This is a genomic window from Nonomuraea harbinensis, from assembly GCF_019396385.1.
In the GTDB taxonomy this organism is placed as follows: Bacteria; Actinomycetota; Actinomycetes; order Streptosporangiales; family Streptosporangiaceae; genus Nonomuraea; species Nonomuraea ferruginea.
Window position 1 is genome coordinate 1 of record NZ_JAHKRN010000086.1, and the last position, 23,725, is coordinate 23,725.

Below are 23,725 nucleotides of genomic sequence, written 5' to 3' on the forward strand. Positions count from 1 at the left end.
ATCCTGGCCGAGCGGGATCCACGCCCAGTCGTAGTAGCGGTGGCCCTTGGCGCCCCGGCCCACCCTCAGGCTTACCGTCCGGCCCGCTGTCAGGTCCCCCGTCCGGCCCGCCGTCAGGCGTATCGTCCGGCCCGTTCTCAGGTCCCCCGTCCGGTCCGCACCGGCCCACCGGTCCCGCGTACCCCGGCTCGCACGGCGCCCCCGGTTATCCGGGCACGCCACGGCATCCCGGCGCGCCCGGGTACCACGGCGCGCCCGGTGGGCCTGCGTATCCCGGCTCGGCCAGGCCCTCCGGCCCGCAGTGGAACACCGAGCCGCCCTCGGTGACCGCGCCCACCAGGGCGTCCCGGCGCAGGAGTCAGGTGACGATGTCGATCGCCGCCGGGGTGGCGGCGGTGTCGGTGGCGGCGGTCGTGGTGTGGGTGTTGTCGCCCGGCCATCGCGGCGGCGCCTCCGAGAGCCCCGCAGCCGACAGACGGACGAGCGCCGCCGAAGAGACCCCGGCCACGGAACGGACCTCGGCGGAGACCGGCACGGAACCGACCCCGGCGCAGACCGGCACGGAACCGGCCCCGGCGGAGACCGAGGACCGCGAGCCCGTCAACCTGCTCACCCCCGCCGGGATGCGCCGCCTCGTGGCCGACCTGAGGCCGGTCATGGGCGGCACCCAGGTGGTCGACCTGACCGTCTATCCCACGTACGCGATCGCCGGCGCCCCGGTCAAGGGCCGCAAGACGGTCTACGACCGGTACACCTACCGCGACGGCGTGGCCACCAAGGACGGCCCCGGCTCCACGGTCAGCAAACCCATCGTGGACCTGCGGAAGTACAACTGGGACGCGCTGCCCGCCCTGATCCGCAGGGCGAACAGGGAGCTCGGGGTCAAGAAGCCCACCACCCGCTACATCATCGTCGACGCCGCCTTCCACGAGACGGGCGCGATCCGGGTCTACGTCTCCGACGAGTACCACGCCAGCGGCTACCTGGCCGCCGACCCGACGGGCAAAGTGATCGCGAAGTACCCCGCCGGCGGATGAAGCGGTTAGTTCCCGGCGAACACGGGCACCTCATCGGCCATGGCGGAGCACGGGTTCGTGGTGATCGGCAACGCGGCGGCCGGCGGCGTCGACGGGACGGCGCGCCAGGAGGTGCTGGACGCCCTGTCGGGTGACGTGGTGGTGTGCGACGTCGAGCGGCCGGGCGACATCGAGCGCGCGCTGGCGGAGCATCCCGGCAGGGTCCCGGTGGTGCTGGGCGGCGACGGGACCGTGCACGCCGTCGTGGCGGCGCTGCTGGCCAGGGGAGAGCTGGCCACCCGCCCGATCGGGCTGGTGCCGCTGGGCACCGGCAACGACCTGGCCCGCGCGCTGGGCATCCCGCTCGACGCCCGGGAGGCGGCCCGCGCCCTGTCAGACGGCCGGGAGCGGACGCTGGACCTGCTGGTGGACGACGAGGGCGGCATCGTGGTGAACGCCGTGCACGTCGGCGTCGGGGCGCACGCCTCCGAGCACGCGGCCGCGCTCAAGCCCCTGCTGCGCAGGGCCGCGTACGCGGTGGGCGCGCTGGTCGCCGGGGCGCGCAGCAAGGGGTGGCGGCTGCGGGTGAAGGTGGACGGCGAGCCGGTCACCGACGGGAGGCGGCGGGTGCTCATGGTGGGGATCGGCAACGGCGTCTCGATCGGCGGCGGCACCCCGCTCGCCCCGCACGCCCGCCCCGACGACGGCCTGGCCGACGTGGTGATCTCGTACGCGGTATCGCCGCTGGCCAGGCTGGCCTTCGGCGTCCTGCTGCGCCGGGGCAGGCACCCGGAACGCGCCGACGTGATCACCGTCAGAGGCAGGGGCATCACCGTCGAGGGCGAGCCGGTCGCGGCCAACGCCGACGGCGAGCTCCTCCCACCGGCGCCGCACCACGCCTGGACGCTCCGCCCCGCGGCCTGGAGCGTGATCGTCCCCAAGGAGGGCTGACCCCTGGCGAGGCGGCGCGGGATCGATCACAGTGGAGGCATCCGGATACTCACCTCCAGGGGGATCGCGTGAGCGAGCCGACGCAGCCGCCGATGTACATGCGCAGGGACGGCTTCGGCCCCGCGCCCGAGCTGTCCGCCCTGCGCGCGGAGGGCGTCAGCCGGATCGGCACCCCGTTCGGGGTCGACGCCTGGATGGTCACCCGCCAAGCTGACATCCGCGAGGTGCTGGGCGACGCCGAGCGCTTCCCGATCGCCTTCTTCGGCCTGCCGCAGCTGCCCGGCGCGCCGGAGCTGTCGGAGGAGCAGCTCGCCACCCTGCGCGCCGGCAACCTGCTGCAGCTGAACCCGCCCGACCACACCCGGATACGCCGGATGCTGGCGCCCGAGTTCACCATCCGCCGGATGCGCCGCCTGGAGCCGCGCATCGCCGGCATCGTCGCCGAGCACCTGGACGCGATGGAGGCGGCCGGCCCGCCCGCCGACCTGGTCCGGTCGTTCGCGCTGCCGATCCCGTCGCTGGTCATCTGCGAGCTGCTCGGCGTCCCGTACGAGGATCGAGAGGGTTTCCAGCGGCGCACCAGCCGCATGCTCGACATGTCGACCCCGCCGGAGGAGGCGCTGGCGGTCCGGCTGGAGTCGCGCGCGTACATGGCCGGGCTGGTCGCCCGCGAGCGGGCCGAGCCGGGCGACGACCTGATCGGCACGCTGGTGCGGGAGCACGGCGACGACCTCAGCGACGACGAGCTGATCGGCATCGGCGGGCTGCTGCTGCTCGCCGGGCACGAGACCACCTCCAACATGCTCGCGCTGGGCACGCTCGCCCTGCTGCGCCACCCCGGCCAGCTCGACCTGCTGCGCAAGGAGCCCGCCAGGATCGACGCCGCCGTCGAGGAGCTGCTGCGCTGGCTGAGCATCGTGCACTCTGGCACGCTCAAGCTGACCGCCACGGAGGTCGAGATCGCCGGGCGGCGGATCGGCCCCGGCGAGCTGGTGGTGTGCGCGCTCCCGGCAGGCAACCGCGACCCCGGCCTGGCCGCCGATCCGGACACGCTCGACCTGTCGCGCGGCGAGCCCGGTCACCTGGCCTTCGGTCACGGCGTCCACCACTGCCTGGGCGCCCCGCTGGCCCGGATGGAGATGCGCATCGCCTTCCCGGCCCTGCTGGAGCGCTTCCCCACGCTCAGGGAGGCGGAGCCGGCCCCGGTCTTCCGCACCATGCACATCGTCCACGGCCTGACGTCCCTGCACGTCGCCTGGTAGCGGTCAGGCGGGCGTGATCGGGAAGTTGTGCCGGAACACGTTGCCCGGGTCGTACGCGGCCTTCACCTGCCGCAGCCTGGCCAGGGTCGCCGGCGGGAACGCCCTGGTCAGCAGCTTGTCCTCGAAGCGCGGCTCGAAGCTGAGGTAGGCGGCCGTCACGCCCAGCCCGTCCCACGCCCGCTCGGCCGGCGCCGCCCGCGCCGCGGAGATCACGCCGTTGACCGAGAAGTTCTGGGTGCGGTGGGCGTACGCGGTGGCGCCGGGGGCGACGTCGTTGACGGCGCCGCCGACCGAGCGCACCTGGACCATGGTGAGCAGCCGCTGCTCGAACATCTCCGCCAGCCGCCCCGAGGTGTCCGCGTCGAGGTGGTCCACCAGGGCGGAGTGGCCGCGCAGACCGCCCTGCTGCCCGGTGTGCCGGTTGCGGTGCGGCGCGACGACGGCCGCGTACGGGGCGAGCTGCGCCTGCTGCTGGAGCACCGGCGCCACCTGTAGGAACGGCTCCAGCGCCGCCACCGCCGCGTCGGTGTCATCGCCGGCCCACACGGCGAACGTCTGGGCCAGCGCCGAGTAGCCCTGCTGTCCCGGGAACACGGTGGTGAACGGGGTCAGCTTCCGCGGGCTCACCTCCACGGCCCACCCCCAGCGCTCCAAGAACGCGGCCGTGTCCGAGGCGTCGTGCACGAAGACCGCGAACACCACGTCGGACAGCTCGGTCGCCTCGATGTCGAACGAGGTGACGACGCCCAGGTTGCCGCCCGCGCCGCGCAGCGCCCAGAACAGGTCAGGATGGTGCTCCGGGTCCGCCCGGACGGTCCGGCCGTCGGCCAGCGCCACCTCGGCGCCCACCACGTGGTCGATCGTCAGCCCGTAGGAGCGGGCCAGGAAGCCCTGCCCGCCGGCCGTGGCCAGCCCGCCCACGCCGACGTCGCCGTAGTCGCCCGAGCTGATCGCCAGCCCGTGCGGGCTCAGCGCGCTCGCCACGTCGCCCCAGCGGGCGCCGGCGCCGACGCGCACCAGCCTCCGCCCGCGGTCGAGGACCTCGACCGCGTCCAGCGCGCCGACGTCGACGACGATCCCGCCGTCGTTGGTGGACCGCCCGCTGATCCCGTGCCCGCCGCTGCGCACGGCCAGCGGCACGTCCTGGCTCCGCGCGTACGTGAGAGCCTCGGTCACCTGCCCGGCCGTGGCGGGGCGGAGCACCAGCCCGGGGGAGCCGGCCCAGATGTAGGAGGAGCGGACGCGCTCGTACTCGCGGTCGCCGGGCTCCACCGCGGTGCCCGCCAGCGAGGCGGGCACCGCGTCGTAGTCGATGCCGGGGCGGCGCAGCGCGAGCGCCCGGGGAGGCCGCGCGGGGCCGGTCGTGACGCCGCGGGCGGCGCGTTCGGCGGCGACGGCCTCGCGCAGCGCGGGCGCCACCTCCCGGCCGAAGCGCTCGATGGCGGCCGGGTCGTCGCCGGGCAGGATGAACGTGCTGATCCCGTCCTCGACGGCCAGCGGCAGCAGCCGCTCCACCCACTCCTCGGCGGAATCGCCGGCGAACTCGCCCATGAGGTTGAGCAGGCGCCGGATCTCGCGCGGGTCGCGGCCCGCCCCGTCCGCCGCCTCGTCGATGATCTTGTTGCCGGCGGTGAGGTCCTCCGGCGTGGCGTAGCCGAGGCTGGGCAGCCACCCGTCCGCCTTCGCTCCGACCAGCCGCAGCATCCTCGGCTTGTACGCGCCCAGCCAGATCGGCACGTCGTGGGCCGGCGCCGGGCCCCGCTTGGCGCCTTTGACCGTGTAGTGGGCGCCGTCGACCCGCAGCGGGCGCCGCTCGTCGGCGTCCCACACGCCGCGGATCACGTCGATGGCCTCGCTGAGCGCGTCCACTGCCTGGCCGGGGCTCAGCCGCCGGCCGCCCATGGCCTCGATCGCGTCCCAGAACCCGCCCGCGCCCAGGCCGAGCTCGACCCGCCCGCCTGACAGCAGGTCCAGGCTCGCCACGGACCTGGCCAGCACCGCCGGCGGGCGCAGCGGCAGGTTGAGCACGTTGCCGGACAGGTGGACGCGCTCGGTGCGCGCCGCCACCCAGCTCATCAGCGTCCAGGTGTCCAGGAAGGTCGCCTGGTACGGGTGGTCCTGGAACGTCACCAGGTCCAGGCCCGCCTCCTCGCTCAGCCGCGCCAGCTCGACGGCCAGCTCGGGCCGGCCGTTCTGCGGGGTGATGAACGACCCGAAGCGTAGGTCGTGGCCGTAGTCGGGCATCCCGTCCTCCATATGGTAGATGTGTCAACCTTATGCGGGATGGATGACATGTCAACCTTTGTGACGTAGGCTGGTGGCATGAGAGCCGACCTGGCCGCGTGGCGTGCTTACAGCACCGTGCACACCCAGCTCGCGGCTCACCTGTCCCGCGAGCTGACCCGGGCCACCGGGCTGTCCGAAGCCGACTACCAGGTCCTCGACGCGCTGCTCGACGCCCCCGGCGGCCGGATGCGCGCGCTGGAGCTGCGCTGGGTGCTGCAGTGGGAGAAGAGCCGGCTGTCCCACCAGGTCGGCCGGATGGCCAAGCGCGGCCTCCTGGGGCGCGAGTCGTGCGCCGAGGACGCGCGCGGCTGGGACATCGCGCTCACCCCCGAAGGGCGCGAGGCGGCCGCCCGCGCCCGGCAGGTGCGCGACGACTCCGTCCGCCGCCTCGTCCTCGACGCCCTCGGCCCCGACCGGCTCGCCGGGCTGGAGGAGACGGCCGCTCTCCTGTCGGCCCGCCTGGAGAGGGCCGCGGAGGAGGACCCGTCCTGCCGCGCCGCCCGCGCCGAGGTCTTCCCCGGTGCCCCGTCAGTCGACTGAGCGCAGCAGGAGCAGCGCGATGTCGTCGAGGCGCTGGTCGACGTTGGACGAGGGGGCGATGAGGGCGTCCGCGAGCTCCTGCAGCGGCCGCCGGGCGAGCCTGCCGAGGTGCAGGGAGAGTTCGGCGATGGCGTCGTCCAGCAGCACGCCGGGCGCTTCGACCAGTCCGTCGGTGTAGAGGGCGAGCGTGCCGCCGGGCGGCAGCGCGACCTGCGAGGCCTCGTACTCGGCGTGCGGGTCGATGCCGAGCAGGAGCCCGGGGGCCGGCTCGATCAGCTGGGTCGCCCCGCCGTGGTGGTGCAGCAGCGCCGGCAGGTGGCCGGCGCTGGCCACGTCCAGCACCCTGTTGTGCAGGTCGAGGTTGATGTAGAGGCAACTGGTGAACCGGTTCGGCGTCAGGTCGATGACCAGCCGGTTGGTGTGCGCGAGAATCTCGCCGGGATCGGCTCCCGAGGCCGCGTAGGCGTGGATCGCCGTGCGCACCTGCCCCATCAGCGCCGCCGCCGTCGGGTCGTGGCCCTGCACGTCGCCGATGACCGCCGCCGCGCACTCGTCACCCAGGCTGATCAGGTCGTAGAAGTCGCCGCCGATGTCCATGCCGCGGGTGGCGGGCAGGTAGCGGGCGGCCACGTCCAGCCCGTCGATGTGCGGCAGGCGGCGCGGGAGCAGGCTTTCCTGCAGGCTCTGCGCGAGCCGGTGCTTGGCGTCGTACAGCTTGGCCCGGTCGAGCGCCTGGGCGACCAGCCCGGCGAGGGAGGTGAAGGTGGCGCGCTCGTCCCGGGTGAAGTGGTGCGGGCGGTCGTAGCCGATCACGAGCTCGCCGAACGGCCGTCCCCGCGTGGCCAGTGGCAGCACCGCGCACGCGGCGGTGGGGTCGTCGACCACCGGTGGATAGACCTCGCGCAGCTCCCGCCGGGAGGCGTAGAACTTGGGTTCGGCGGCGTTCTCCGGCCCCTTGGTGCCGGGTCGGCCGGCCCTCGACCAGTCGTTGAACCGCTTGATGCTCTCCGGGTCCGAGCCGTGGCTGCCGAGCACGACCAGCCGGCCGTCGTCGGAGGACAGGACGGACAGGAACTGGGCGGTGAAGACCGGCAGCACCTGGTCGCCCACCAGGTCGACGATCTCCTGAACGGTGGCCGCCCGGCTCAGGCTGGACGCCAGCTGCAGCATGCTGTGCAGCGTGGAGCTGGCGGTCCTCCTGCTGTCGGCCACCGCCTGGTCCGGCATGAGATGCCCGGGGTCACGGGCCATGGTGCTGGGTGTGACGCGGACGCTGATGCCCAGCGGCGCGGGATAGAGCTGGAAGGCCAGCCACTGCCCGCTGGGCCGCCGGGCGGTGTAGGAGGTGGTCTCGCGGCTGATCACCGCCGCCCTGTAGTGGTCTTCGTATTCGGGGGTGTTCAGCCACGGCAGCGCCTCCCAAGCGCGCTCGCCGAGCAGGTGGGACGGCGACTCGCCGAGCAGTTCGGCGGCCGGTGGGGTGAGGAACGTGATGCGGCCCTCCAGATCCAGCGCCAGATAGCCTTCGGGCAGGCCGTTGAGGCAGTCCAGGGCGGCCATGCCGGCGTCGGGGTCGATCTGCCGCCCCCGGTAGGGGGAGATCACGCGCGGCCGGAGATGGGGTCTCACCGGTTGCCCGCGCCCGGCGGCTTCGCTCAGCACCGCCCCCATCCGGTGGCACGTCTGCTCGATCCGCTGCCGGCGTTCCCCGGTGAGCTCCGCCTGGCCCGGCGGCCAGGCCAGCAACAGCGCCCCCCAGTCGGCGTCGCCGGTGCAGATGGGCGCGGCGGACATCGAGAAGTGATAGGGCAGGGCCAGCGCCGCACCGGGGAAGCCGCGGGCCAGCTCCTCCTGGTCGGCCAGCCAGACCAGCCGCCGTTCGCGCAGGGCCACCGCGACGGGCACCGGTCCGTTCACGCGCACCCTCGACCATGCCCTGGCGATCGTGATGGGGAAGCCCTGCTCGGCGTCCATGAGCAGCAGCCGCTGGTCCTCGTCGAGCAGATAGAGCGCGCCGATATGGGCCCCGGTGGCGTTGATGACCGCCACCAGCAGGTCATGCAGCTGCCGCGCCCCCGGACCGGGAGCCGCGGTGGCCTCGTACTCCTGTCGCACGCCGCTAGCCCGTCCAGCCCCCGGCGTGCGGAGCCCGTGGAAACGGTCCTCCGAAATCCCCCATATAGGCAGGATGCATCCACAGAGCGTCAGTCAAACCTAAAATCTCAGGCGCAGGCATCCGGTTTTGCGGCCTTGAGGTCGGCTTTTCCACAGATCGATGGGTATGGGGCAGGAGGAGCTAGGGCATCGGGGGAGGCGTGAGGGGTTCGAGGCGGGTGCGGCGCGGGCGGGCCGTTCTGTCAGAGTGGACGTTCGCCGCCATGCTGCTCGTCGTCACCGTGGCCGTGCTCGGGCTCGGCCTGCTGGTCGGGGCCGTCGACAGGCTGGTGCCGCTGCTCATCTTCCTGCCCGCGATCATCTCCGGCGTGGGCAGTGTGGCGCAGACGACCACGGCGTCCGTGTGGGTGGTCGCGGTGATCGGCTTCGTCGTGGCGTCCGAGGGCGAGGGCATCGGCATGGACCTGGGCGCGATGACGTTCACGGCCCTGTTCGGCGTGTGGAGCGTGCTCAGCTGCCGCTACCGGATCGCCCGCGAAGAGGAGATCCACCGGCTGCGCTCGGCCGGCGCGGCGCTGCAGAGCCAGATCGTCCGCCCGCTGCCGGTGCGCACTGCCGACGTGGTCGTGGACGGGGTCTACGAGCCGGTGGAGGAGGACGCCACGGTCGGCGGCGACATGTACGAGGTCGTCGACACCGATCACGGCACCCGGGTGATGATCGCTGACGTGCAGGGCAAGGGGCTGCACGCGATCGGGGCGGCCATCGCGCTGCTGGGCGCGTTCCGGGAGGCGGCCCACCGGGAGCGGAGCCTGGCCGGGGTGGTGGAGGCGCTGGAGACCGCGGTGGTCAGGCACAACGAGGGCGCCCGGCGCACCGGCGAGCACGAGCGGTTCGTCACCGCCCTCGTGCTGCACATCGACGCCCGTGTGGAGGTGGAGGCGGTCAACTGCGGCCACATCGCCCCCTACCTGGTCGCCCACTCTCACGCCTGGCAGGCCGACCTGGGCGAGCCGGAGCTCCCTCTCGGCCTGGGCCGGCTGGCGGACAAGCGCCGCGAGGCGGTGCGCTTCGCCTTCCCGCCGGACGCGACGATGCTGCTGTGCACCGACGGGGTCACCGAGGCGCGCGACCCCCGCGGCGCCTTCTACCCGCTGGAGCCCCGGCTGCGGGCCTGGGCCAGGCGTTCTTCGTCGGCCCTCGCCGAGGCCCTGCTGGACGACCTGCACGCGTTCACCGCCGCCGACTTCGGCGACGACCTGGCCATCCTCACGTTGCGCAGGAGCGGCTCGGGGCGGCACTGATCAGGAGGGGCCGCTCTCCTCCGCGCCGGCGGGCCCGAGGTCGCGGTGGCGGAACATGTCGATCAGCGCCTGGACCGGGATGCCGGCCTCGGTGTGGTGGCGCAGCTCGGCGCTCGGGTTGATCTCGTAGCGGTTGCGGCGCCCCATCCGCTCGCGCATGAGGTATCCGGCGTCCTCCAGGTCGGAGACGATGCCCTGGGCGGCGCGCTCGGTGATGCCGATCGTCGCGGCGATGTCGCGGAGCCGCACCTGGGGATCGGCGGACACGGCTATGAGCACCCGGGCGTGGTTGGTCAGGAACGTCCAGCCCGATCGCCGATCGTCGACGCCGTTCATCGACTTGCCGCCCTCCCTGGGGCTCGATTTCCGTACCGGAACATTTTATACAGAAAACTTCTTCCTGTATTGTGTTGGCGGGAGGTTGGTCGGGTCGTGGCGAGGCCTAGGGACGAGAGGTCGGGGCGATGGCGCTGGCGGGAGATGCGATGGTGATGAGTGGTGCCGGGCACGCCCACGTGTCGGCGGCTGAGCATCTGCTGTATGTCGACAGCCTGCTCCGCGTCACCTGCACGGTGATGCCGGGTCCCTCGCTGGTGCGGCTGGAGGGCGACATCGACGTCACCAACCGCGCGGAGGCGGTGTCCGCGCTGCAGCGCGCCCGGCGCATCGACGCCGACCTGATCGTGGACGTCGGCCGCGTCGGCTTCATCGACCTGGCGGGGCTGCGCTCGCTGCTCGGCCTCGCCGCGTGCGACGGCGTCGTCGTCCGCAACACCCCGCGGCAGATGCGCCGCCTGATCGACGTGCTCGGACTGCCCCCACTCGGCTGACACCCGGCGACGCCCGCCCCGTGCGGGAGCGGGCGCCGGGGGAGAGTGTCTACTTCAGCGCCTCCGCCGGTCCGTGGCGGTGCTCGGCCTGGGCGGCGCGAGCCTGGGTCGGCGCGGCGGCGCCGATCGTGCCGGTGTCGAAGGCGTAGGTGGCCGCCAGGGTGGCGATCGCGTCGGAGTTCACGTCCAGCGCCTTGTCGCTGATGTTCTTGATCGTGTCGCAGGCCTGGTGGTAGCACGGGTCGAGCGGGATGCCCGCTGTGCCGCCGAAGATCGCGGCCTCCTCCGCCGTCTTGAGCACCTCGGCGCCGGTGAACAGGCCGCCGGCCGGGATGCCGACCGCGATGAACGGCCCGTAGTCCGAGCGGCCGGTGAACGCGGTCGCCTTGAACGGCTCGCCGCGATCGGCGAAGAACTTCTCGAAGTCCGCCTCGATCTGGTCGGACCCGGGAGGCCCGGCGGTGCCGAAGGCGTCGCCGTCACCGTCGTAGATGCCGAAGGTGTAGTTCGGCGAGGCGATCATGTCGAAGTTGAGGTACAGAGCGATCTTGGCCCGCTCCGCCTCCGTGAGGTTGGCCACGTAGTGCTCGGAGCCGAGCAGGCCGAACTCCTCGGCGCCCCAGAACGCGAAGCGCATCTTGTTCTTCGGCTTGAGCTTGGCCATCTGCAGCGCCACTTCGAGGGTGCCGGCGCTGCCCGAGCCGTTGTCGTTGATGCCGGGGCCCTCCTGCACGCTGTCGAGGTGCGCGCCGAGCATGACCACGTTGTCCGGGTCGCCCTTCCGGCTCTCCGCGATCACGTTGTACGTGGTCCGCGTCTCGGAGATCGGGTCCCAGTTCATCGTGACGGACGTGCCCTCGGCGGCGAGCTCCTGGCCGACGGCGAAGCTGGTGAAGAACGACGGGATCGTGATGCCGGGGCCGCCGAGCACCGGGTTCAGGTCGATCTCGGTGCGGCCCTCCTGGCCCTCGTTGAAGATGATGGCGCCGGTCGCGCCCGCGGCGATCGCGTTCTCCACCTTGACCCGGAAGTTGCAGGTGCCGCGCTGCATGAGCGCGATGCCGCCCGCGGTGAAGCCCTCGAAGTCGCTCGCCTCGCAGCCGGAGCTGGAGCTGTTGGGCTCGCCCGGCGGCAGGACCACGTCCACCGGCTGGACCTGGCCGCTCACCGAACCGGCGGGGGAGTCGCCCATGGCGATGTAGTCGCTGAAGAACCCGTAGGTGTAGGTCTCCTGCTCCGGCGCGGTCCGCTTGAGCACCGGCGGCGTCCGGTAGCCCTCGAAGAGGAACTCGAACGGCTGGACCGTCACCTTGTAGCCGGCCAGGCGCAGCCGCAGGGCGACGTAGTCGCGGGAGGCGTCGTAGCCCCTGGTGCCCGACACGCGGGTGCCGTCGAACCTGCCGGCGATCGCCTGGAACACCTTGAGGTGCTTCTTGACGTTCTTGCCCGAGACAGCCTTGACGATCTTGCTTACGTTGTCGTGGGGTTTGGGGTGGGCTTGAGCCGGTCCGGCGGCGGCGACCGTGGAGAGCGCCACTGCGGCGGCGACCGCGCCGACCACGCATTTACGCAGGCGGGAACGCATGATTGCTCCTCAGAACCATGGGAGGTGACCCCGGGGTCAAAAAGCGCGCGTTCCCCGAACTTATTGATAAATCCGGCTATCGGGGAAGATGTGGCAATGCATCTGTTGCATCACGGAGTCAGAACGGGTCAGGAGGATTACCCGTCACCGTAGGGTGGGCGGCATGTCTCCGAGGATCGCCACCGCCCAGCGCGTGGAACTGCCCGAACTGCTCGACTTCCTCCGCCCCCGGCATCACGGCCTGCTCTCCACCGCACGGGCGGACGGGCGGCCCCAGCTGTCGCCCGTCGCCTGCGGCGTCGACGGCGACGGAAGGATCGTGATCTCCACGTACCCCGACCGGGCCAAGACGCGCAACGCCCGCCGTGACGACCGGGTGTCCATCTGCGTGCTGTCTGACGACTGGGACGGCCCGTACGTGCAGGTAGACGGGCGCGCGGAGGTGCTCGACATGCCCGAGGCGCTCGACGGCCTGGTCGAGTACTTCCGGTGCATCTCCGGCGAGCACCCCGACTGGGACGAGTACCGCGAGGCCATGCGCCGCCAGGACAAGTCGCTCATCCGCCTCCACATCGAGCGCTGGGGGCCGATCGCCACCGGCGGCTTCCCCGCGCGGCTGGCCGGGTGACCTGGGCGTCCACCCTTGTGGTGACCCCGCGCCGAGGCGGAGACTGAGAATGACGGAGGGGGGACGTCATGATCGAAGTCAAGAGTCTCGACAAGCCGGACGAGCGCCGCGACTTCCCGCAGGGTCACATGGAAGTGCTGGAGCTGAGCGGGCTCAGCTTCGGCGTGGCCACCTTCGAGCCCGGATGGCGCTGGTCGGAGTCGGTCAAGCAGATCGCCGGAACGAAGTCCTGCCAGATCCACCACAACGGGCTCGTGGTCCGCGGCCGCCTGTTGATCAGGATGGACGACGGCACCGAGACGGAGGTCGGGCCCGGAGAGCTCTTCGTCTGCCCGCCGGGACACGACGCGTGGGTGCTGGGTGACGAGCAGGTGATCGTCTACGACTTCGCGGGTGGTGCCGCTGAGTACGCCAAGGCAAAGGAGTCCTGAAAAATCCGGACACGTGGGGCCCTCTGGGCTCCCCGTGTTCTCCTACGTGGAGCGGCACGAGACACCGGCGGTCCTCCGTCACGGCAGCCGGGTCACCAGGATCCCGTCGTCGTCGCTCCACAGCTCCGCGCCCGGAAGGAAGGTGACGCCGCCGAACGTCACCGGCACGTCACGCTCGCCCGCGCCGTCCTTGGCGCTCTTGCGCGGGTTGCTGCCCAGCGCCTTGACGCCCAGGTCGAGTTCGCGCAGCGCGGTGACGTCGCGCACCGCGCCGTTGATCACCACGCCCGCCCAGCCGTTGGCCACCGCGGACCCCGCGATCACGTCCCCCATCAGCGCCGTGCTCACCGAGCCGCCGCCGTCGACCACCAGCACCCGCCCTTCACCGGGCTCCGCCAGGGCCGCCTTGACCAGGGCGTTGTCCTGGTGGCAGCGCACGGTCGCGATCCGGCCGCGGAACGCGCGACGTCCCCCGTACTGACGCAGTTGCAGGTCGCAGGAGTCGAGCTCGTCGCCGCGCTCGTCGTACAGGTCGGCGGTGATGACGGTCATGGGGGCTCCTTCGACGGTCCGGTACGGCGACACAAGCTACAGCCCAGCGGGCGGCGTCCCGCTACCGGTGGTGGCGCCACGGCATGGCCAGGTCGGCGCCGCGCGGCGCGTGGATGCCGGTGTGCAGGCCGGAGGTCTGGATGGCGCGGCTGATGTCGGTCGGCGTGAGCAGGCCGACCAGGTGGCCGCCGGGATCGAGCACCACCGCCCTGCCGTCGGCGCAGCCCGTCATCCGGGGCAGCAGGTCCATCAGCGGCTCCTCCGGCGTGGACCTGGGCACCTCGCCGGGCGGGCAGGCGATGTCCGCCAGCCGGGTGGTGGTCCGCGCCTCGGGCGGCAACTGCCGGATGCGGTTCAGCGTGACCAGCCCCGCGAAGCCGCCGCGCTCGTCCACCAGCGGGTAGGTCGACAGGCGGCGGCTGAGCACCACCTCCTCGATCAGGTCCGCCACGGTCTCGTCGGGACGCGACACCACCGGGTCGCGGGACATCACCTCGCCCACCCGTACCCCGCGCAGCGCCACGCCGAGCTGCGCCTGCTGCTCCTCGGCGCTCGCGGCGTTGACCAGAAACAGGCCGATCAGCGCCAGCCAGATCCCGCCGAAGCCGGCGCCGACCGCCACCTGGAGGAAGCCGAGCGCGATCAGCACGTACCCGAACGTCCGCCCGGCCCGGGCGGCGGCGACGGCGGCCCTGCCGCGGTCGCCCCACCGCCACCACAGCGCGGCGCGCAGCACCCGGCCGCCGTCCAGCGGCGCGGCCGGGACCAGGTTGAAGACGGCCAGCAGCACGTTCACCGCCGCCAGATAGACGAACACGTCCCCGGCGAGCGACGGCCCGGCGGCGGCCCGGACCAGCACCGCCACCACACCGAACAGCAGGCCCGCCACCAGGCTCGTCAGCGGCCCCACCACCGCGATCTGCAGGTCGGCGCGGGGCGTCTTGGGCTCGCCGCGCAGTTCCGCCACCCCGCCGAGCAGCCACAGCGTGATCCGCGACACCCCGATGCCGTGACGCCCCGCCATCAGCGCGTGCGCCACCTCGTGCGCCAGCAGCGAGGCCATGAACAGCAGGGCGGCCACCACCCCGGCGGCCAGGTAGGCGGCCGTGGACAGGCCGGGGAAGGTCAGCGGGAACCGGCCGAAGGCCAGCCCGAACACCAGGATCGCGACGATGAGCAGCACGCTGAGGTTCATCCCGACCGGGACACCGCCGATCCGGCCGAGTGGGATCGTTGAGCGCATCTTCCCTCCAACGGAGCCGACGTCCGCCATGCGCCTACCCACGCCGCGACCCAGGTCACCGGCTCCGACCTGCTCCGATCCGGTTTCGGGACGGGAGCGCCGGGCAGGTCGCACCGGGTGACGAGACGACGTTTCACCCCGCTCGACAACACGTTGGTCCTGCTCACCCGCGGTTACGCCTGGCTGCCCGACCTGCTCCGGCGGACCCGCGGCGACGTGATGACCCGGGTCATGGGCAACCGGGCCACCGCCCTGCGCGGGCCGGAGGCGGTGCGGTTCCTGTACGACGAGCGCCACGTGCTGCGGCACGGCGCACTCCCCGAGCCGATCCAGGCCACCCTGCTCGGCAAGGGCGGGGTGCACTCGCTCGACGGCGCCGCCCACCGGGCGCGCAAGGCGCTCTTCATGTCCGTGCTGGCCGACCCCGAGTCGGTCGCCCGCCTGGTCCGCCACGTCGGCGACGCGTGGGACGAGACCGTCGCGACCTGGCCGGGCCGCTCGCCCGTGGTGCTCTTCGACGAGGCCGCGGAGATCATCGCCAGGGGAGCCTGCCGCTGGGCGGGCGTGCCCGTGGCCGAGGCCGGCGTCAAGGCGGTCGCGGAGGACATGGTGGCCATGGTCGACGGGTTCGCCACGCCGGGGCCGCGCCACTGGCGGGCCAGGCGTGCCAGGAAACGCAGGGAGCGCTGGCTCACCCGGCTGTTCGACGACGCCCGCGCCGGCAAGGTCACCTTGCCCGCCGGCTCGCCCGCCGACCTCGTCGAACGCCACCACGACAACGAGGGGCAGCCGCTGCCGTCGCACGTCGCCGCGGTCGAGCTGATCAACCTCATCAGGCCGACCGTCGCCGTCGCCTGGTTCGTCGCCTTCGCCGGGCACGCGCTGCACCGCCGGCCGCACCTCAGGCAAGCGCTCGCCGATCCCGGGTACGCCGAGGCGTTCGCCCAGGAGGTCAGGCGCTTCTACCCGTTCGCCCCGTTCATCGGCGGCCGGGCGGCCGGCGACCTGACCTGGCGCGACCTCCGCATCCCCGAGGGCACGCTCGTCCTGCTCGACCTGTACGGGCAGAACCACGACGCCGGACTGTGGGAGGACCCGTACACCTTCGACCCCGGCCGCTTCGTCGAGTCGCCCCCGGGCCGCGACGACCTGGTGCCGCAGGGCGGCGGCGACCCGCACACCGGCCACCGGTGCCCCGGCGAGGCTGTCACCGTCGAACTGCTGAAGAGCCTCTCCGCGCGGCTGGCCGGCCTGGAGTACACCCTGCCGCCGCAGGACCTGACGATCCCGCTGCGGCGGATCCCCACCCGGCCGCGCAGCGGCGTCGTCATCGACGCCGTGCGGGTGCCGGCTCAGTCGAGGTCGACCACGACGGGCGCGTGATCGGACGGCCCCTTCCCCTTGCGGGCCTCGCGGTCCACGTACGCCGACCGCACCCGATCGGCGACGCCCGCGGCCGCGTACACCAGGTCGATGCGCATCCCCATGTCCTTGTGGAACATGCCCGCCCGGTAGTCCCAGTACGTGAACGGGTGCGGCCCCTTCATCGGCGTCGGCACCACGTCCCTGAGCCCGAGCGCGCGCAGCTCGGCCAGCGCCTGCCGCTCGGCCGGGGTGACATGGGTGGACCCGGCGAACACGGCCGGGTCCCACACGTCCGCGTCCGTCGGCGCCACGTTGAAGTCGCCGCACGCCACCACCGCGCGCCCGGCCCGCAGCTCCGCCCGCACCGCCTCGCCGAAGGCGGCGAACCAGGCCAGCTTGTACGTGTAGTGCGGCGAGTCGAGCGTGCGCCCGTTCGGCGCGTAGATCGACCAGACCCGCAGCCCTCCGCAGGTCGCGCCCACGGCCCGTGGCTCGGGCGTGACCGTGACGGTGCCCTTCGCCGAGTCGAAGCCCGGTTCGCCGGGGAAGCCGGGTGACACGTCCTCCAGCCCGACCCTGGACAGCACCGCCACCCCGTTCCACCGGCCGTCGCCGTGAGCGGCCGTCGCGTACCCGAGCGCGGCCACCTCCCGCGCCGGGAAGCCGTCCGCCGGGCACTTCGTCTCCTGGAGGCAGACGATGTCGGGCTCCTTGTCGGCCAGCCAGTCGAGCAGGCGCGGCAGCCGGGCCTTGACCGAGTTCACGTTCCACGTCGCCAGGCGCATGGTGCCAGCTTGTCAGAGGCGAGGTAGCGTCGCGGGCGTGCGGCTGGAAGGAATGCCGGCGGGTCACCGGCTGCGTTACGGGCCCGCGGCCGAGGGCATCGAGCGGCTGGAGGCGTCGCTGGTGGGCGTGGCGTTCTCGCCGCACCGCCACGACACGTACGCGATCGGCGTGACGCTCGCCGGCGTGCAGACGTTCCGCTACCGGGGCGAGTCGCGTCACTGCCTGCCGGGGGAGTGGCACGTGCTCCATCCGGACGAGGTGCACGACGGGGCGGCGGGGACCGGCGACGGGTTCGGCTACCGGATCTTCTACATCGACCCGGCGCTGGTGCAGGAGGCGCTGGGCGGGGCGCCGCTGCCGTTCGTGGCCGACCCGGTCATCCGGGGGCGCGGCGTGCCCGCGTCGCTCGCGGCCCGCCTGGCCGGGCTCGACGAGCCGCTCGACGGCTTCGCGCGGGTGGAGGTCGGCGTGCTGGTCGCCGGGATGCTGGCCCGGTACGGGTCGGCACAGCACGGGTCGGCACAGCACGGGTCGGCACAGCACGGGTCAGCACGGTACGGGTCGGCGCGGTACGGGCGCCGGGGGCCGCTCCCGATGGCGGCGCTGGCCCGGGTGCGTGAGCTGATCGCGAGCGACCCGGTGGTGCGGCGGCCGGTCGAGGAGTTCGAGCGGGTGGCAGGGCTGGACCGGTGGACGATCGCGCGCCAGTTCAGGGCCGCGTACGGCACCAGCCCGACGCGCTTCCGCACCATGCGGCAGCTCGACCTGGTGCGGCGGCTGCTCCTGGCGGGCACGCCGGCGCGCGAGGCGGCGGTGGCTGCGGGCTTCGCCGACCAGGCCCACATGACCCGCATGTTCAAACGCGCGTACGGCCGCACCCCGGCCGCCTGGCGAGCCGCCCTCCCCTGACCTCCCGCAGACACTCCGCACAGGCGGTCGCCCGATCGGGCGGGACCCGTCGGGGTACGGGCGATCGCCCGACCGGGTCGGATCACGGTGGGTGGCGAGGGCGGTCGTCCGGTCAGGTCGGGTCCGGGCGGAGGGTCGCGGTCCGGTTTTCGAGGGCGTGGATGACGGCGGCCATGTCCTGGGCGCCGTGGCCGAGTGCGAGCGTCTCGCCGAAGAGCGCGTGGCAGACGTCCAGCAGGGGCGAGGCCAGTCCCCGTTCCCTGGCCGCCTCGGCGATCAGCCGGTTGTTCTTGAGCACGTCCGCGATCGCCGCCTGGGCGGTGAAGTCCTCCCGCACCAGCTTGGCCGCCTTGGTCCTGGACACGTCGCTGGCCATCGGCCCCGACTCGAGCACCTCGCGCAGCCGGTGCACGTCCAGCCCGTGCCCCCGGGCGAAGTGCACCGCCTCCGCCAGCCCGGTGACCGTCGTGATCAGGAACACGTTGACGGCCAGCTTCATCAGCAGCGCCCCCGGCACCGGCCCGCAGTCGAAGGCCTCGGCGCACATCGGGCGCAGCAGCGGCCGTACCTCCTCGACCGTCCCGGCGCGCCCGGCGAGCATCGCCACCAGCCGCCCCTCCTCGGCGGGCCGGCGTGACCCGGAGACGGGGGACTCCACGTATCCGCCCCCGGCGGCCAGGACGTCGGCCTCCAGCCCCGCCGAGTAGCCGGGCGAGGTGGTGCCCATGTGCACGATGACGCGCCCGGCCACGTTCCCGGCGAACCGCGGCGTGCCGCGCCCCAGCACCGTGTCCATGGCGGACTCGTCGGCCAGCATGAGGATCGACACCCGCGCCCGCCGCAGCACCTCTTCGGGGCTCGTGGCCACCTCCGCCCCCGCCGCGCGGACCGGGTCGCAGCGTCCGGGGGTGCGGTTCCACACCACGAGGGGGATCCCGGCGCGTGCCAGGTTCACTGCCATGGGCTGCCCCATCAGGCCGAGCCCGAGGAAACCGACGTTCATGGGGCTTGTTGTAGCCGGAACGGCCGGTCCGGGTCTTGTACGGTTGTGACACCTCGCCACGCCGTGTCCGGCGGTGCCTTGATCGTACGGATGCGTGCATCTAGCCTCGTTCTGGGTGTTCAAACCTGTTCGGCTAGGGGGGCCACATGGCAAGAACGCGCAAACTCACTGTGGCGACGGCGGCGGTCGTACTCACCACATCCGCTCTGACCACGCCGGCGGCGGCCGCGAAACCGCCCCGCTGCCCGCTGATCTTCGGCCACGGGGGCTATCCCGACAACCCCGGCGCCAGCCTCAAGGACCGCATCCGCCAGGCCAACAACCCCAGCGCCGTGCGCCACATGCGGCGCTCCGGCGCCCAGGGCGTCGAGGCCGACGTCCAGCTCACCAAGCACGGCACCAAGGCCGTCATGTGGCACAACACCACCACCAACGGCCTGACCGGTCCCCGGCGGGCGATCACCGACCTGTGGTGGAGCACCGGCGACGGCAATCTCAGGTCCCGCCGGATCTCCCGCGGCCCCTACAAGGGCGAGAAGGTCTACACGCTGCGCGCCTGGCTGCAGCATGTCGCGTCGGTCCGCATGATCGCCCTCCTGGAGGTCAAGCCGGAGGCCAAGCGCGTCCTGGCCAGCAAGGCTCACTCCGCCGCCGCGTGGCGGGAGCTCTCCTACCCGCTCCTGGAGCGGCAGGACCTCCAGCCGATCATGGTCTACTCGACCGACCCGTGGATCCAGAACCAGCTGGCCAAGCGCCACCCGTCGCTGCTCAAGGGCGAGCACGCGCGCTGGACCGACAGCGTCGTCTGGGACGAGCCGCCGCCCGGCTGGAAGGGCAACACCCACCGCTGGCAGAGCATTCTCAAGCTCCGCCCGATCAGCATCATGACCAACTACCCGCTGGAGTACCGCCGCTGGCTGGAGGGCCGGTGCGACTGACGGCTACCTGGCCGCGCTGAAGTCGTTCAGCTCGCGTACGGCACGGTCCATGTCGTCGGCGGTGCCGAGGCGCAGCAGCTTGGTGTAGAGGATGTCGCCGGCGGCGGCGCCGCGGCGGATCGCCAGCGCGCGGGCGGTCATCCGCGCCTGGATCTCGTTGACGATCACCTGCGGGTCGCCGCCCCAGCCGTACGCCGACAGGAACTGCCGCAGCCGCTTGGGCCTGGCCTCGAACGCGGTGAAGCCCTCCGCGGCGGCCACGTGCCGGGAGTGCAGCGGCACCCAGCTCAGCGCCATCCACGCCACGTCGGACTCCACCGAGACCGGGCCGGCGAAGTCCCAGTCGAAGAAGCCGGTCAGGCGGCCGTCGTGCCAGGCGGCGTTGAACGGGCTGGCGTCGTTGTGCGCGATGATCAGGCCGGGCCGCCAGCGCCCGCCGCCGCGCCAGGCCGCGTCCGGCGGCGGCACGAACCCCGCCACGGCCTTGTGGTAGTCACGCAGCCACCAGGCCACCTGCCGCAGCGCGTCCTCGGTGCGGGTCCACTCGGGCCACACCTGGCGGGTGCCCAGCGTCTCGCCTTCGAGGAAGGTCAGGACCTCCCGCCCCTGGCTGTCGACGCCGACCACGCGCGGCGCCCCGGCGAAGCCGACGCGCTCCAGGTGTCTCAGCAGCTCGTGGACGGCCGGGGTCCACGAGCGCACGGTCCTCCTCACTGTCGCGCCCGAGCGGGTCGCGCCCCCGTCGTTGCCTCCCTCGAGGCGAGTCTCCAACTCTCACCCACCTGCCTCTGGGCTCGCAGGAACGCCTCAGCCCAGGCTCTCAACAGGCAGGGCAATCTCCAAGATGGAGAACTGCCAAGGAACAAGCTTTGTCCACATTTGGACATACCAAAAAGGCAGCTAAACGGGTGTATCTGCTTATACGCCGATTTTTCGTGCTTGACAAGATCTTGTCAGGCCATCCGGCCGGTGCTACCTCTTGCGGATGCGGGTGAAACCGCGCGTCCCGGGCACCACTGGAGGGAAAACGTGCCGACCATACCCTGGTTACGCAGCACCGTTGTCGTCGCCGCCACCGCGGCGTTAGTCCTGCCCCTCGCCACGCCGGCCCTGAGCGAGCAGACCCGAACCGCCGGCAACGACCCGATCGTCCACGACTTCCAAGCAGAGGAACACGGCAAACCCGACGTCGACAACCGGCAGGGAACGGTCCCGCCGCCGATCGGGGCCAACGCGCGCACCGCCGCGCCCGAGGCGACCGTCCGATGGAACGCTCTCGGCACCCCTGCCGTCGTCACCGCCGCCCAGCCGCTCGCCGAGGGCCTCGGGTCAGACCCCGAGCAGGCCGCGCGCGCGTACCTCAAGAACAACGAGCGGCTGTTCGGCCTGTCCGCCGAGGCGGTCGACGCGCTGGAGAAGGTCGCCGTCAACCCGATCGGCGACGGTCACGCCGTGCTGCTGCGCCAGCGCTTCGGCGACCTGCCCGCAGGGGTGGACGGCATGGTCGCCGTCGGCGTCCATGACGGGACCGTACGGCACGTCACCTCGACGCTGTCACGCGAGAGCGCCGCGCCGCCGGCGGCCACGCTCAGCGAGCAGCAGGCGCTGGAGATCGCGGCGAGGGACGGCGAGATCGACCTGGCCACCGCCGTCACCAAGCGGGTCACCAAGGTCGCGGTGCCCGCGCCCGACGGCGTGCACAGCGCGTACGAGGTCGTCCTGATCGGCGGCGCCGACGGCGAGGCCGCCGCGTACACCACGCACGTGGACGCGGTGAGCGGCCAGATCCTGGTCCGCGAGAACCTCGTCGACCACCACCACGACGCGGACAACCCGAAGTGGGACGTCTTCCCCGCCAACCCGCCGGCGAACTACTCCTCCCGCGACACCCGCGAGACCTGGTGCCACGAGGGCGAGCGCGGCTGTGACTACGTGCCCGGCGGCGACCCGGCGACTGGCAAGGCGTGGGACGTGGACCACGCCACGGACCAGCCCACCGGCACCAGCCTCGGCAACGCCGCGCGCACGTACGAGAACCGCGCCAGCGGCGACCCGTTCACCGTCGGCACCCGCAGCAACGTGCTCACGCCGAGCCGGAACTACCAGTACCCGTGGCGCAACACCTGGTTCGAGGCCAAGTGCAACCCGGCCGTGTTCGACCAGGAGGGCGAGGCCGACCTGGAGGCCGCGATCGCCAACCTGCACGTGATGCACAACCGCATGCACGACTGGTCCTACCGGCTCGGCTTCACCGAGACCGCGTGGAACATGCAGCAGGACAACGGCGAGCGCGGCGGGCTCGGCGGCGACCCCGAGCAGGGCAACGCGCAGGCCGGCGCCCGCGACCTGACCGTGCGCGACAACGCCAACCAGATCACCGGCCCCGACGGGGTCGCGCCGATCACCAACATGTACCTGTGGCAGCCCATCGCCGGCGCCTTCTACGCGCCGTGCGTCGACGGTGACTACGACATGTCCGTGATCGGGCACGAGTACAGCCACGCGATCTCCGGCCGCATGATCGGCGGCCCGAACGCCGGCTGGAGCGGCGCCCAGGCCGGCGCCATGAACGAGAGCACCTCCGACCTGATCTCGATGGAGTACCTGTTCGAGTACGGGTTCCGCCCCGCGGGCAAGACCCCGTACGTGACCGGTGGGTACGTGACCGGTGACCCGGAGCGTGGCATCCGCAACTACGACATGTCCAAGTCGCCGCTGAACTACAGCGACATCGCCTACGACCTGGTGGGCCAGCAGGTCCACGCCGACGGCGAGATCTGGACGGCGACCCAGTTCGACGTGCGCGAGGCGTTCGTCAAGCGGTACGGCAAGGGCACCGCCAAGCAGCAGCGGGAGTGCGCGGACGGCAAGAGGCCGGTGGACAAGTGCCCGGGCAACCGGCGCTGGGCGCAGATCTCGTTCGACGCGCTGCTGCTCATGGCCTCCGGCGCGGTCAGCTACGTCGACCACCGCGACGCGCTGCTCGCCGCCGACACCATCCGGTTCGGCGGCAGGAACCACGACATCATGTGGCGCGCGTTCGCCGCTCGGGGCCTGGGCGCGGACGCGGCCAGCAACGGCTCCGGCGACCCGGACCCGACGCCGAGCTTCGCCGACCCCGAAGGCCGCAACGGCTCGCTCAAGCTCAAGCCGCTGGGCGAGGCCAAGGGCGCGGCGCTGCGGCTGTACGTGGGCGACTACGAGGGCCGCGCGGTGCCGGTCGCCGACACCGACCCGGCCACCGAGCTGGGCGACACCGTCGAGATGACGCCCGGCGTGTACGACTTCGTGGTCACCGGAGCCGGCTTCGGGCACACCAGGATCAAGGGCGCGGTGGTGCCCGGCGTCACGCTGCCGCTCCCGCTGGCCCTGACCCGCAACCACGCCTCCGGCGCGGCCGGCGCCACGGCCGCGGGCGACGGCGTCAACCACGGCAGGCTCATCGACGAGACCGAGGCCACGAACTGGGCCTCGCTCACCGGCGCCCCGGCCGGCAAGTCGGTCACCGTGGACCTGGCGGGCGACAAGCCCGTCAAGATCCGCCGCGTCCAGGTGAGCGCCATGCTGCGGCCCAACGTCAACGACCCGGCCGACCCGGGCGGCCAGAACCGGTTCTCGGCCCTGCGTTCGTTCGAGGTGCTGGCCTGCGCCAAGGACTGCGCCGACCCGGCGAAGTTCAGGAAGATCTACACCAGCCGGGCGGACGCCTTCGACACGGCGCTGCCCCGGCCCCGCGGAGCCGACCTGCTCATCAAGTCGTTCCGCGTGCCCGCCACCGACGCCACCCACCTCATGATCCGCGCGCTGACCACCCAGTGCACGGGCAACCCGCTGTACGCCGGAGAGCAGGACGAGGACCCCAACTCGGCGACCGACTGCGGAACGGCCAGCCCGGCCCGCGACCAGGTCAGGGCCGCCGAGTTCCAGGCGTTCTCGCACTGACGTCCCGGATCGCGGCCCGCGCCCGGCACGGGCGCGGGC

Annotated in this window: 21 protein-coding genes; 12 read left to right on the forward strand and 9 right to left on the reverse strand. The window is 72.6% G+C overall.

Going from position 1 to position 23,725, the window contains the following annotated elements:
• Positions 1-362: 362 nt before the first annotated feature.
• The 3 genes from KME79_RS42765 (at position 363) to KME79_RS42775 (ending at position 3,229) form a co-directional block, all read left to right on the forward strand.
• Complete coding sequence (locus KME79_RS42765) at positions 363-1,037, forward strand: hypothetical protein (RefSeq protein WP_219552057.1); 675 nt, start codon at positions 363-365, stop codon at positions 1,035-1,037.
• Positions 1,038-1,076: 39 nt separating this feature from the next.
• Positions 1,077-1,967 (forward strand): diacylglycerol/lipid kinase family protein, encoded by an 891-nt coding sequence (locus KME79_RS42770; protein WP_219552066.1) that lies wholly within the window; start codon positions 1,077-1,079, stop codon positions 1,965-1,967.
• 68 nt (positions 1,968-2,035) lie between these two features.
• Positions 2,036-3,229 (forward strand): cytochrome P450, encoded by a 1,194-nt coding sequence (locus KME79_RS42775; protein WP_308249254.1) that lies wholly within the window; start codon positions 2,036-2,038, stop codon positions 3,227-3,229.
• A 3-nt stretch (positions 3,230-3,232) separates the two neighbouring features.
• Here the strand turns inward: KME79_RS42775 and KME79_RS42780 are convergent, their stop codons facing one another.
• Positions 3,233-5,473: an LLM class flavin-dependent oxidoreductase gene (locus KME79_RS42780; protein ID WP_219552072.1), complete on the reverse strand. Its 2,241-nt coding sequence runs from the start codon at positions 5,471-5,473 to the stop codon at positions 3,233-3,235.
• Positions 5,474-5,551: 78 nt separating this feature from the next.
• Between KME79_RS42780 and KME79_RS42785 the strand changes: the two genes are divergently transcribed.
• A complete protein-coding gene (locus KME79_RS42785; RefSeq protein ID WP_219552079.1) occupies positions 5,552-6,055 on the forward strand; it encodes a MarR family winged helix-turn-helix transcriptional regulator in 504 nt (167 codons plus the stop codon).
• Here the strand turns inward: KME79_RS42785 and KME79_RS42790 are convergent.
• Complete coding sequence (locus KME79_RS42790; protein WP_219552087.1) at positions 6,044-8,170, reverse strand: SpoIIE family protein phosphatase; 2,127 nt, start codon at positions 8,168-8,170, stop codon at positions 6,044-6,046. The two genes, KME79_RS42785 and KME79_RS42790, sit on opposite strands and share 12 nt — an antisense overlap.
• A 200-nt stretch (positions 8,171-8,370) precedes the next feature.
• On the opposite strand from KME79_RS42790, the gene KME79_RS42795 reads away from it, so the two are divergent.
• Positions 8,371-9,474 (forward strand): PP2C family protein-serine/threonine phosphatase, encoded by a 1,104-nt coding sequence (locus tag KME79_RS42795; RefSeq protein WP_308249255.1) that lies wholly within the window; start codon positions 8,371-8,373, stop codon positions 9,472-9,474.
• Here the strand turns inward: KME79_RS42795 and KME79_RS42800 are convergent, their stop codons facing one another.
• Positions 9,475-9,810 carry a helix-turn-helix transcriptional regulator gene (locus KME79_RS42800; RefSeq protein WP_219552092.1) on the reverse strand — a complete coding sequence of 112 codons (336 nt, stop codon included), beginning with the start codon at positions 9,808-9,810 and terminating at the stop codon, positions 9,475-9,477. It abuts the gene before it with no gap.
• Positions 9,811-9,959: 149 nt separating this feature from the next.
• Between KME79_RS42800 and KME79_RS42805 the strand changes: the two genes are divergently transcribed.
• The gene (locus KME79_RS42805; RefSeq protein WP_219552099.1) at positions 9,960-10,304 is read left to right on the forward strand and encodes an STAS domain-containing protein; all 345 of its coding nucleotides are present in this window, start codon (positions 9,960-9,962) and stop codon (positions 10,302-10,304) included.
• A gap of 49 nt (positions 10,305-10,353) precedes the next feature.
• Here the strand turns inward: KME79_RS42805 and KME79_RS42810 are convergent, their stop codons facing one another.
• Positions 10,354-11,889, reverse strand: coding sequence for a M28 family metallopeptidase (locus KME79_RS42810; protein WP_219552105.1), 1,536 nt, complete (start codon positions 11,887-11,889; stop codon positions 10,354-10,356).
• Between the two features lie 163 nt (positions 11,890-12,052).
• Between KME79_RS42810 and KME79_RS42815 the strand changes: the two genes are divergently transcribed.
• Together KME79_RS42815 and KME79_RS42820 are read left to right on the forward strand one after the other, a co-directional pair.
• Positions 12,053-12,517: a PPOX class F420-dependent oxidoreductase gene (locus KME79_RS42815; protein ID WP_148033272.1), complete on the forward strand. Its 465-nt coding sequence runs from the start codon at positions 12,053-12,055 to the stop codon at positions 12,515-12,517.
• A 68-nt stretch (positions 12,518-12,585) separates the two neighbouring features.
• The gene (locus tag KME79_RS42820; RefSeq protein WP_148033271.1) at positions 12,586-12,948 is read left to right on the forward strand and encodes a cupin domain-containing protein; all 363 of its coding nucleotides are present in this window, start codon (positions 12,586-12,588) and stop codon (positions 12,946-12,948) included.
• A 78-nt stretch (positions 12,949-13,026) separates the two neighbouring features.
• On the opposite strand, the gene rraA is transcribed toward KME79_RS42820, so the two are convergent.
• Entirely contained in the window at positions 13,027-13,500 is a 474-nt protein-coding gene (rraA, locus tag KME79_RS42825) for a ribonuclease E activity regulator RraA (RefSeq protein ID WP_219552112.1), read from the reverse strand.
• Between the two features lie 61 nt (positions 13,501-13,561).
• On the reverse strand, positions 13,562-14,743 hold the full coding sequence (locus tag KME79_RS42830) for a site-2 protease family protein (RefSeq protein ID WP_219552120.1): 1,182 nt from the start codon (positions 14,741-14,743) through the stop codon (positions 13,562-13,564).
• A gap of 117 nt (positions 14,744-14,860) precedes the next feature.
• Between KME79_RS42830 and KME79_RS42835 the strand changes: the two genes are divergently transcribed.
• Positions 14,861-16,126, forward strand: a complete 1,266-nt coding sequence (locus KME79_RS42835; RefSeq protein WP_308249256.1) for a cytochrome P450 — start codon at positions 14,861-14,863, stop codon at positions 16,124-16,126.
• On the opposite strand, the gene KME79_RS42840 is transcribed toward KME79_RS42835, so the two are convergent.
• Positions 16,096-16,893: an exodeoxyribonuclease III gene (locus KME79_RS42840; RefSeq protein WP_219552126.1), complete on the reverse strand. Its 798-nt coding sequence runs from the start codon at positions 16,891-16,893 to the stop codon at positions 16,096-16,098. The genes KME79_RS42835 and KME79_RS42840 overlap by 31 nt on opposite strands.
• A gap of 37 nt (positions 16,894-16,930) precedes the next feature.
• On the opposite strand from KME79_RS42840, the gene KME79_RS42845 reads away from it, so the two are divergent.
• Positions 16,931-17,803, forward strand: coding sequence for an AraC family transcriptional regulator (locus KME79_RS42845; protein ID WP_308249257.1), 873 nt, complete (start codon positions 16,931-16,933; stop codon positions 17,801-17,803).
• 112 nt (positions 17,804-17,915) lie between these two features.
• Here KME79_RS42845 and KME79_RS42850 read toward each other — a convergent pair whose 3' ends face one another.
• Positions 17,916-18,806: an NAD(P)-dependent oxidoreductase gene (locus KME79_RS42850; protein ID WP_219552133.1), complete on the reverse strand. Its 891-nt coding sequence runs from the start codon at positions 18,804-18,806 to the stop codon at positions 17,916-17,918.
• 146 nt (positions 18,807-18,952) lie between these two features.
• Here KME79_RS42850 and KME79_RS42855 point away from each other — a divergent pair, with 146 nt between their 5' ends.
• The gene (locus KME79_RS42855) at positions 18,953-19,744 is read left to right on the forward strand and encodes a glycerophosphodiester phosphodiesterase (RefSeq protein WP_219552136.1); all 792 of its coding nucleotides are present in this window, start codon (positions 18,953-18,955) and stop codon (positions 19,742-19,744) included.
• Between the two features lie 3 nt (positions 19,745-19,747).
• Here the strand turns inward: KME79_RS42855 and KME79_RS42860 are convergent, their stop codons facing one another.
• On the reverse strand, positions 19,748-20,446 hold the full coding sequence (locus KME79_RS42860) for a phosphotransferase (protein ID WP_219552138.1): 699 nt from the start codon (positions 20,444-20,446) through the stop codon (positions 19,748-19,750).
• A 327-nt stretch (positions 20,447-20,773) separates the two neighbouring features.
• Here KME79_RS42860 and KME79_RS42865 point away from each other — a divergent pair, with 327 nt between their 5' ends.
• Positions 20,774-23,686, forward strand: coding sequence for a M36 family metallopeptidase (locus KME79_RS42865; RefSeq protein WP_308249258.1), 2,913 nt, complete (start codon positions 20,774-20,776; stop codon positions 23,684-23,686).
• The last annotated feature ends 39 nt before the right edge of the window (positions 23,687-23,725 follow it).

What these genes read in the sequence shown, in the direction of transcription:
- KME79_RS42855 (WP_219552136.1), top strand. Translation starts at nt 18,953, where the DNA reads ATGGCAAGAACGCGCAAACTCACTGTGGCGACGGCGGCGGTCGTACTC.
- KME79_RS42830 (WP_219552120.1), bottom strand. Translation starts at nt 14,743, where the DNA reads ATGCGCTCAACGATCCCACTCGGCCGGATCGGCGGTGTCCCGGTCGGG.
- KME79_RS42810 (WP_219552105.1), bottom strand. Translation starts at nt 11,889, where the DNA reads ATGCGTTCCCGCCTGCGTAAATGCGTGGTCGGCGCGGTCGCCGCCGCA.
- KME79_RS42820 (WP_148033271.1), top strand. Translation starts at nt 12,586, where the DNA reads ATGATCGAAGTCAAGAGTCTCGACAAGCCGGACGAGCGCCGCGACTTC.
- KME79_RS42800 (WP_219552092.1), bottom strand. Translation starts at nt 9,810, where the DNA reads ATGAACGGCGTCGACGATCGGCGATCGGGCTGGACGTTCCTGACCAAC.
- KME79_RS42770 (WP_219552066.1), top strand. Translation starts at nt 1,077, where the DNA reads ATGGCGGAGCACGGGTTCGTGGTGATCGGCAACGCGGCGGCCGGCGGC.
- KME79_RS42850 (WP_219552133.1), bottom strand. Translation starts at nt 18,806, where the DNA reads ATGAACGTCGGTTTCCTCGGGCTCGGCCTGATGGGGCAGCCCATGGCA.
- KME79_RS42815 (WP_148033272.1), top strand. Translation starts at nt 12,053, where the DNA reads ATGTCTCCGAGGATCGCCACCGCCCAGCGCGTGGAACTGCCCGAACTG.
- rraA (WP_219552112.1), bottom strand. Translation starts at nt 13,500, where the DNA reads ATGACCGTCATCACCGCCGACCTGTACGACGAGCGCGGCGACGAGCTC.
- KME79_RS42780 (WP_219552072.1), bottom strand. Translation starts at nt 5,473, where the DNA reads ATGCCCGACTACGGCCACGACCTACGCTTCGGGTCGTTCATCACCCCG.
- KME79_RS42840 (WP_219552126.1), bottom strand. Translation starts at nt 16,893, where the DNA reads ATGCGCCTGGCGACGTGGAACGTGAACTCGGTCAAGGCCCGGCTGCCG.
- KME79_RS42805 (WP_219552099.1), top strand. Translation starts at nt 9,960, where the DNA reads ATGGTGATGAGTGGTGCCGGGCACGCCCACGTGTCGGCGGCTGAGCAT.
- KME79_RS42785 (WP_219552079.1), top strand. Translation starts at nt 5,552, where the DNA reads ATGAGAGCCGACCTGGCCGCGTGGCGTGCTTACAGCACCGTGCACACC.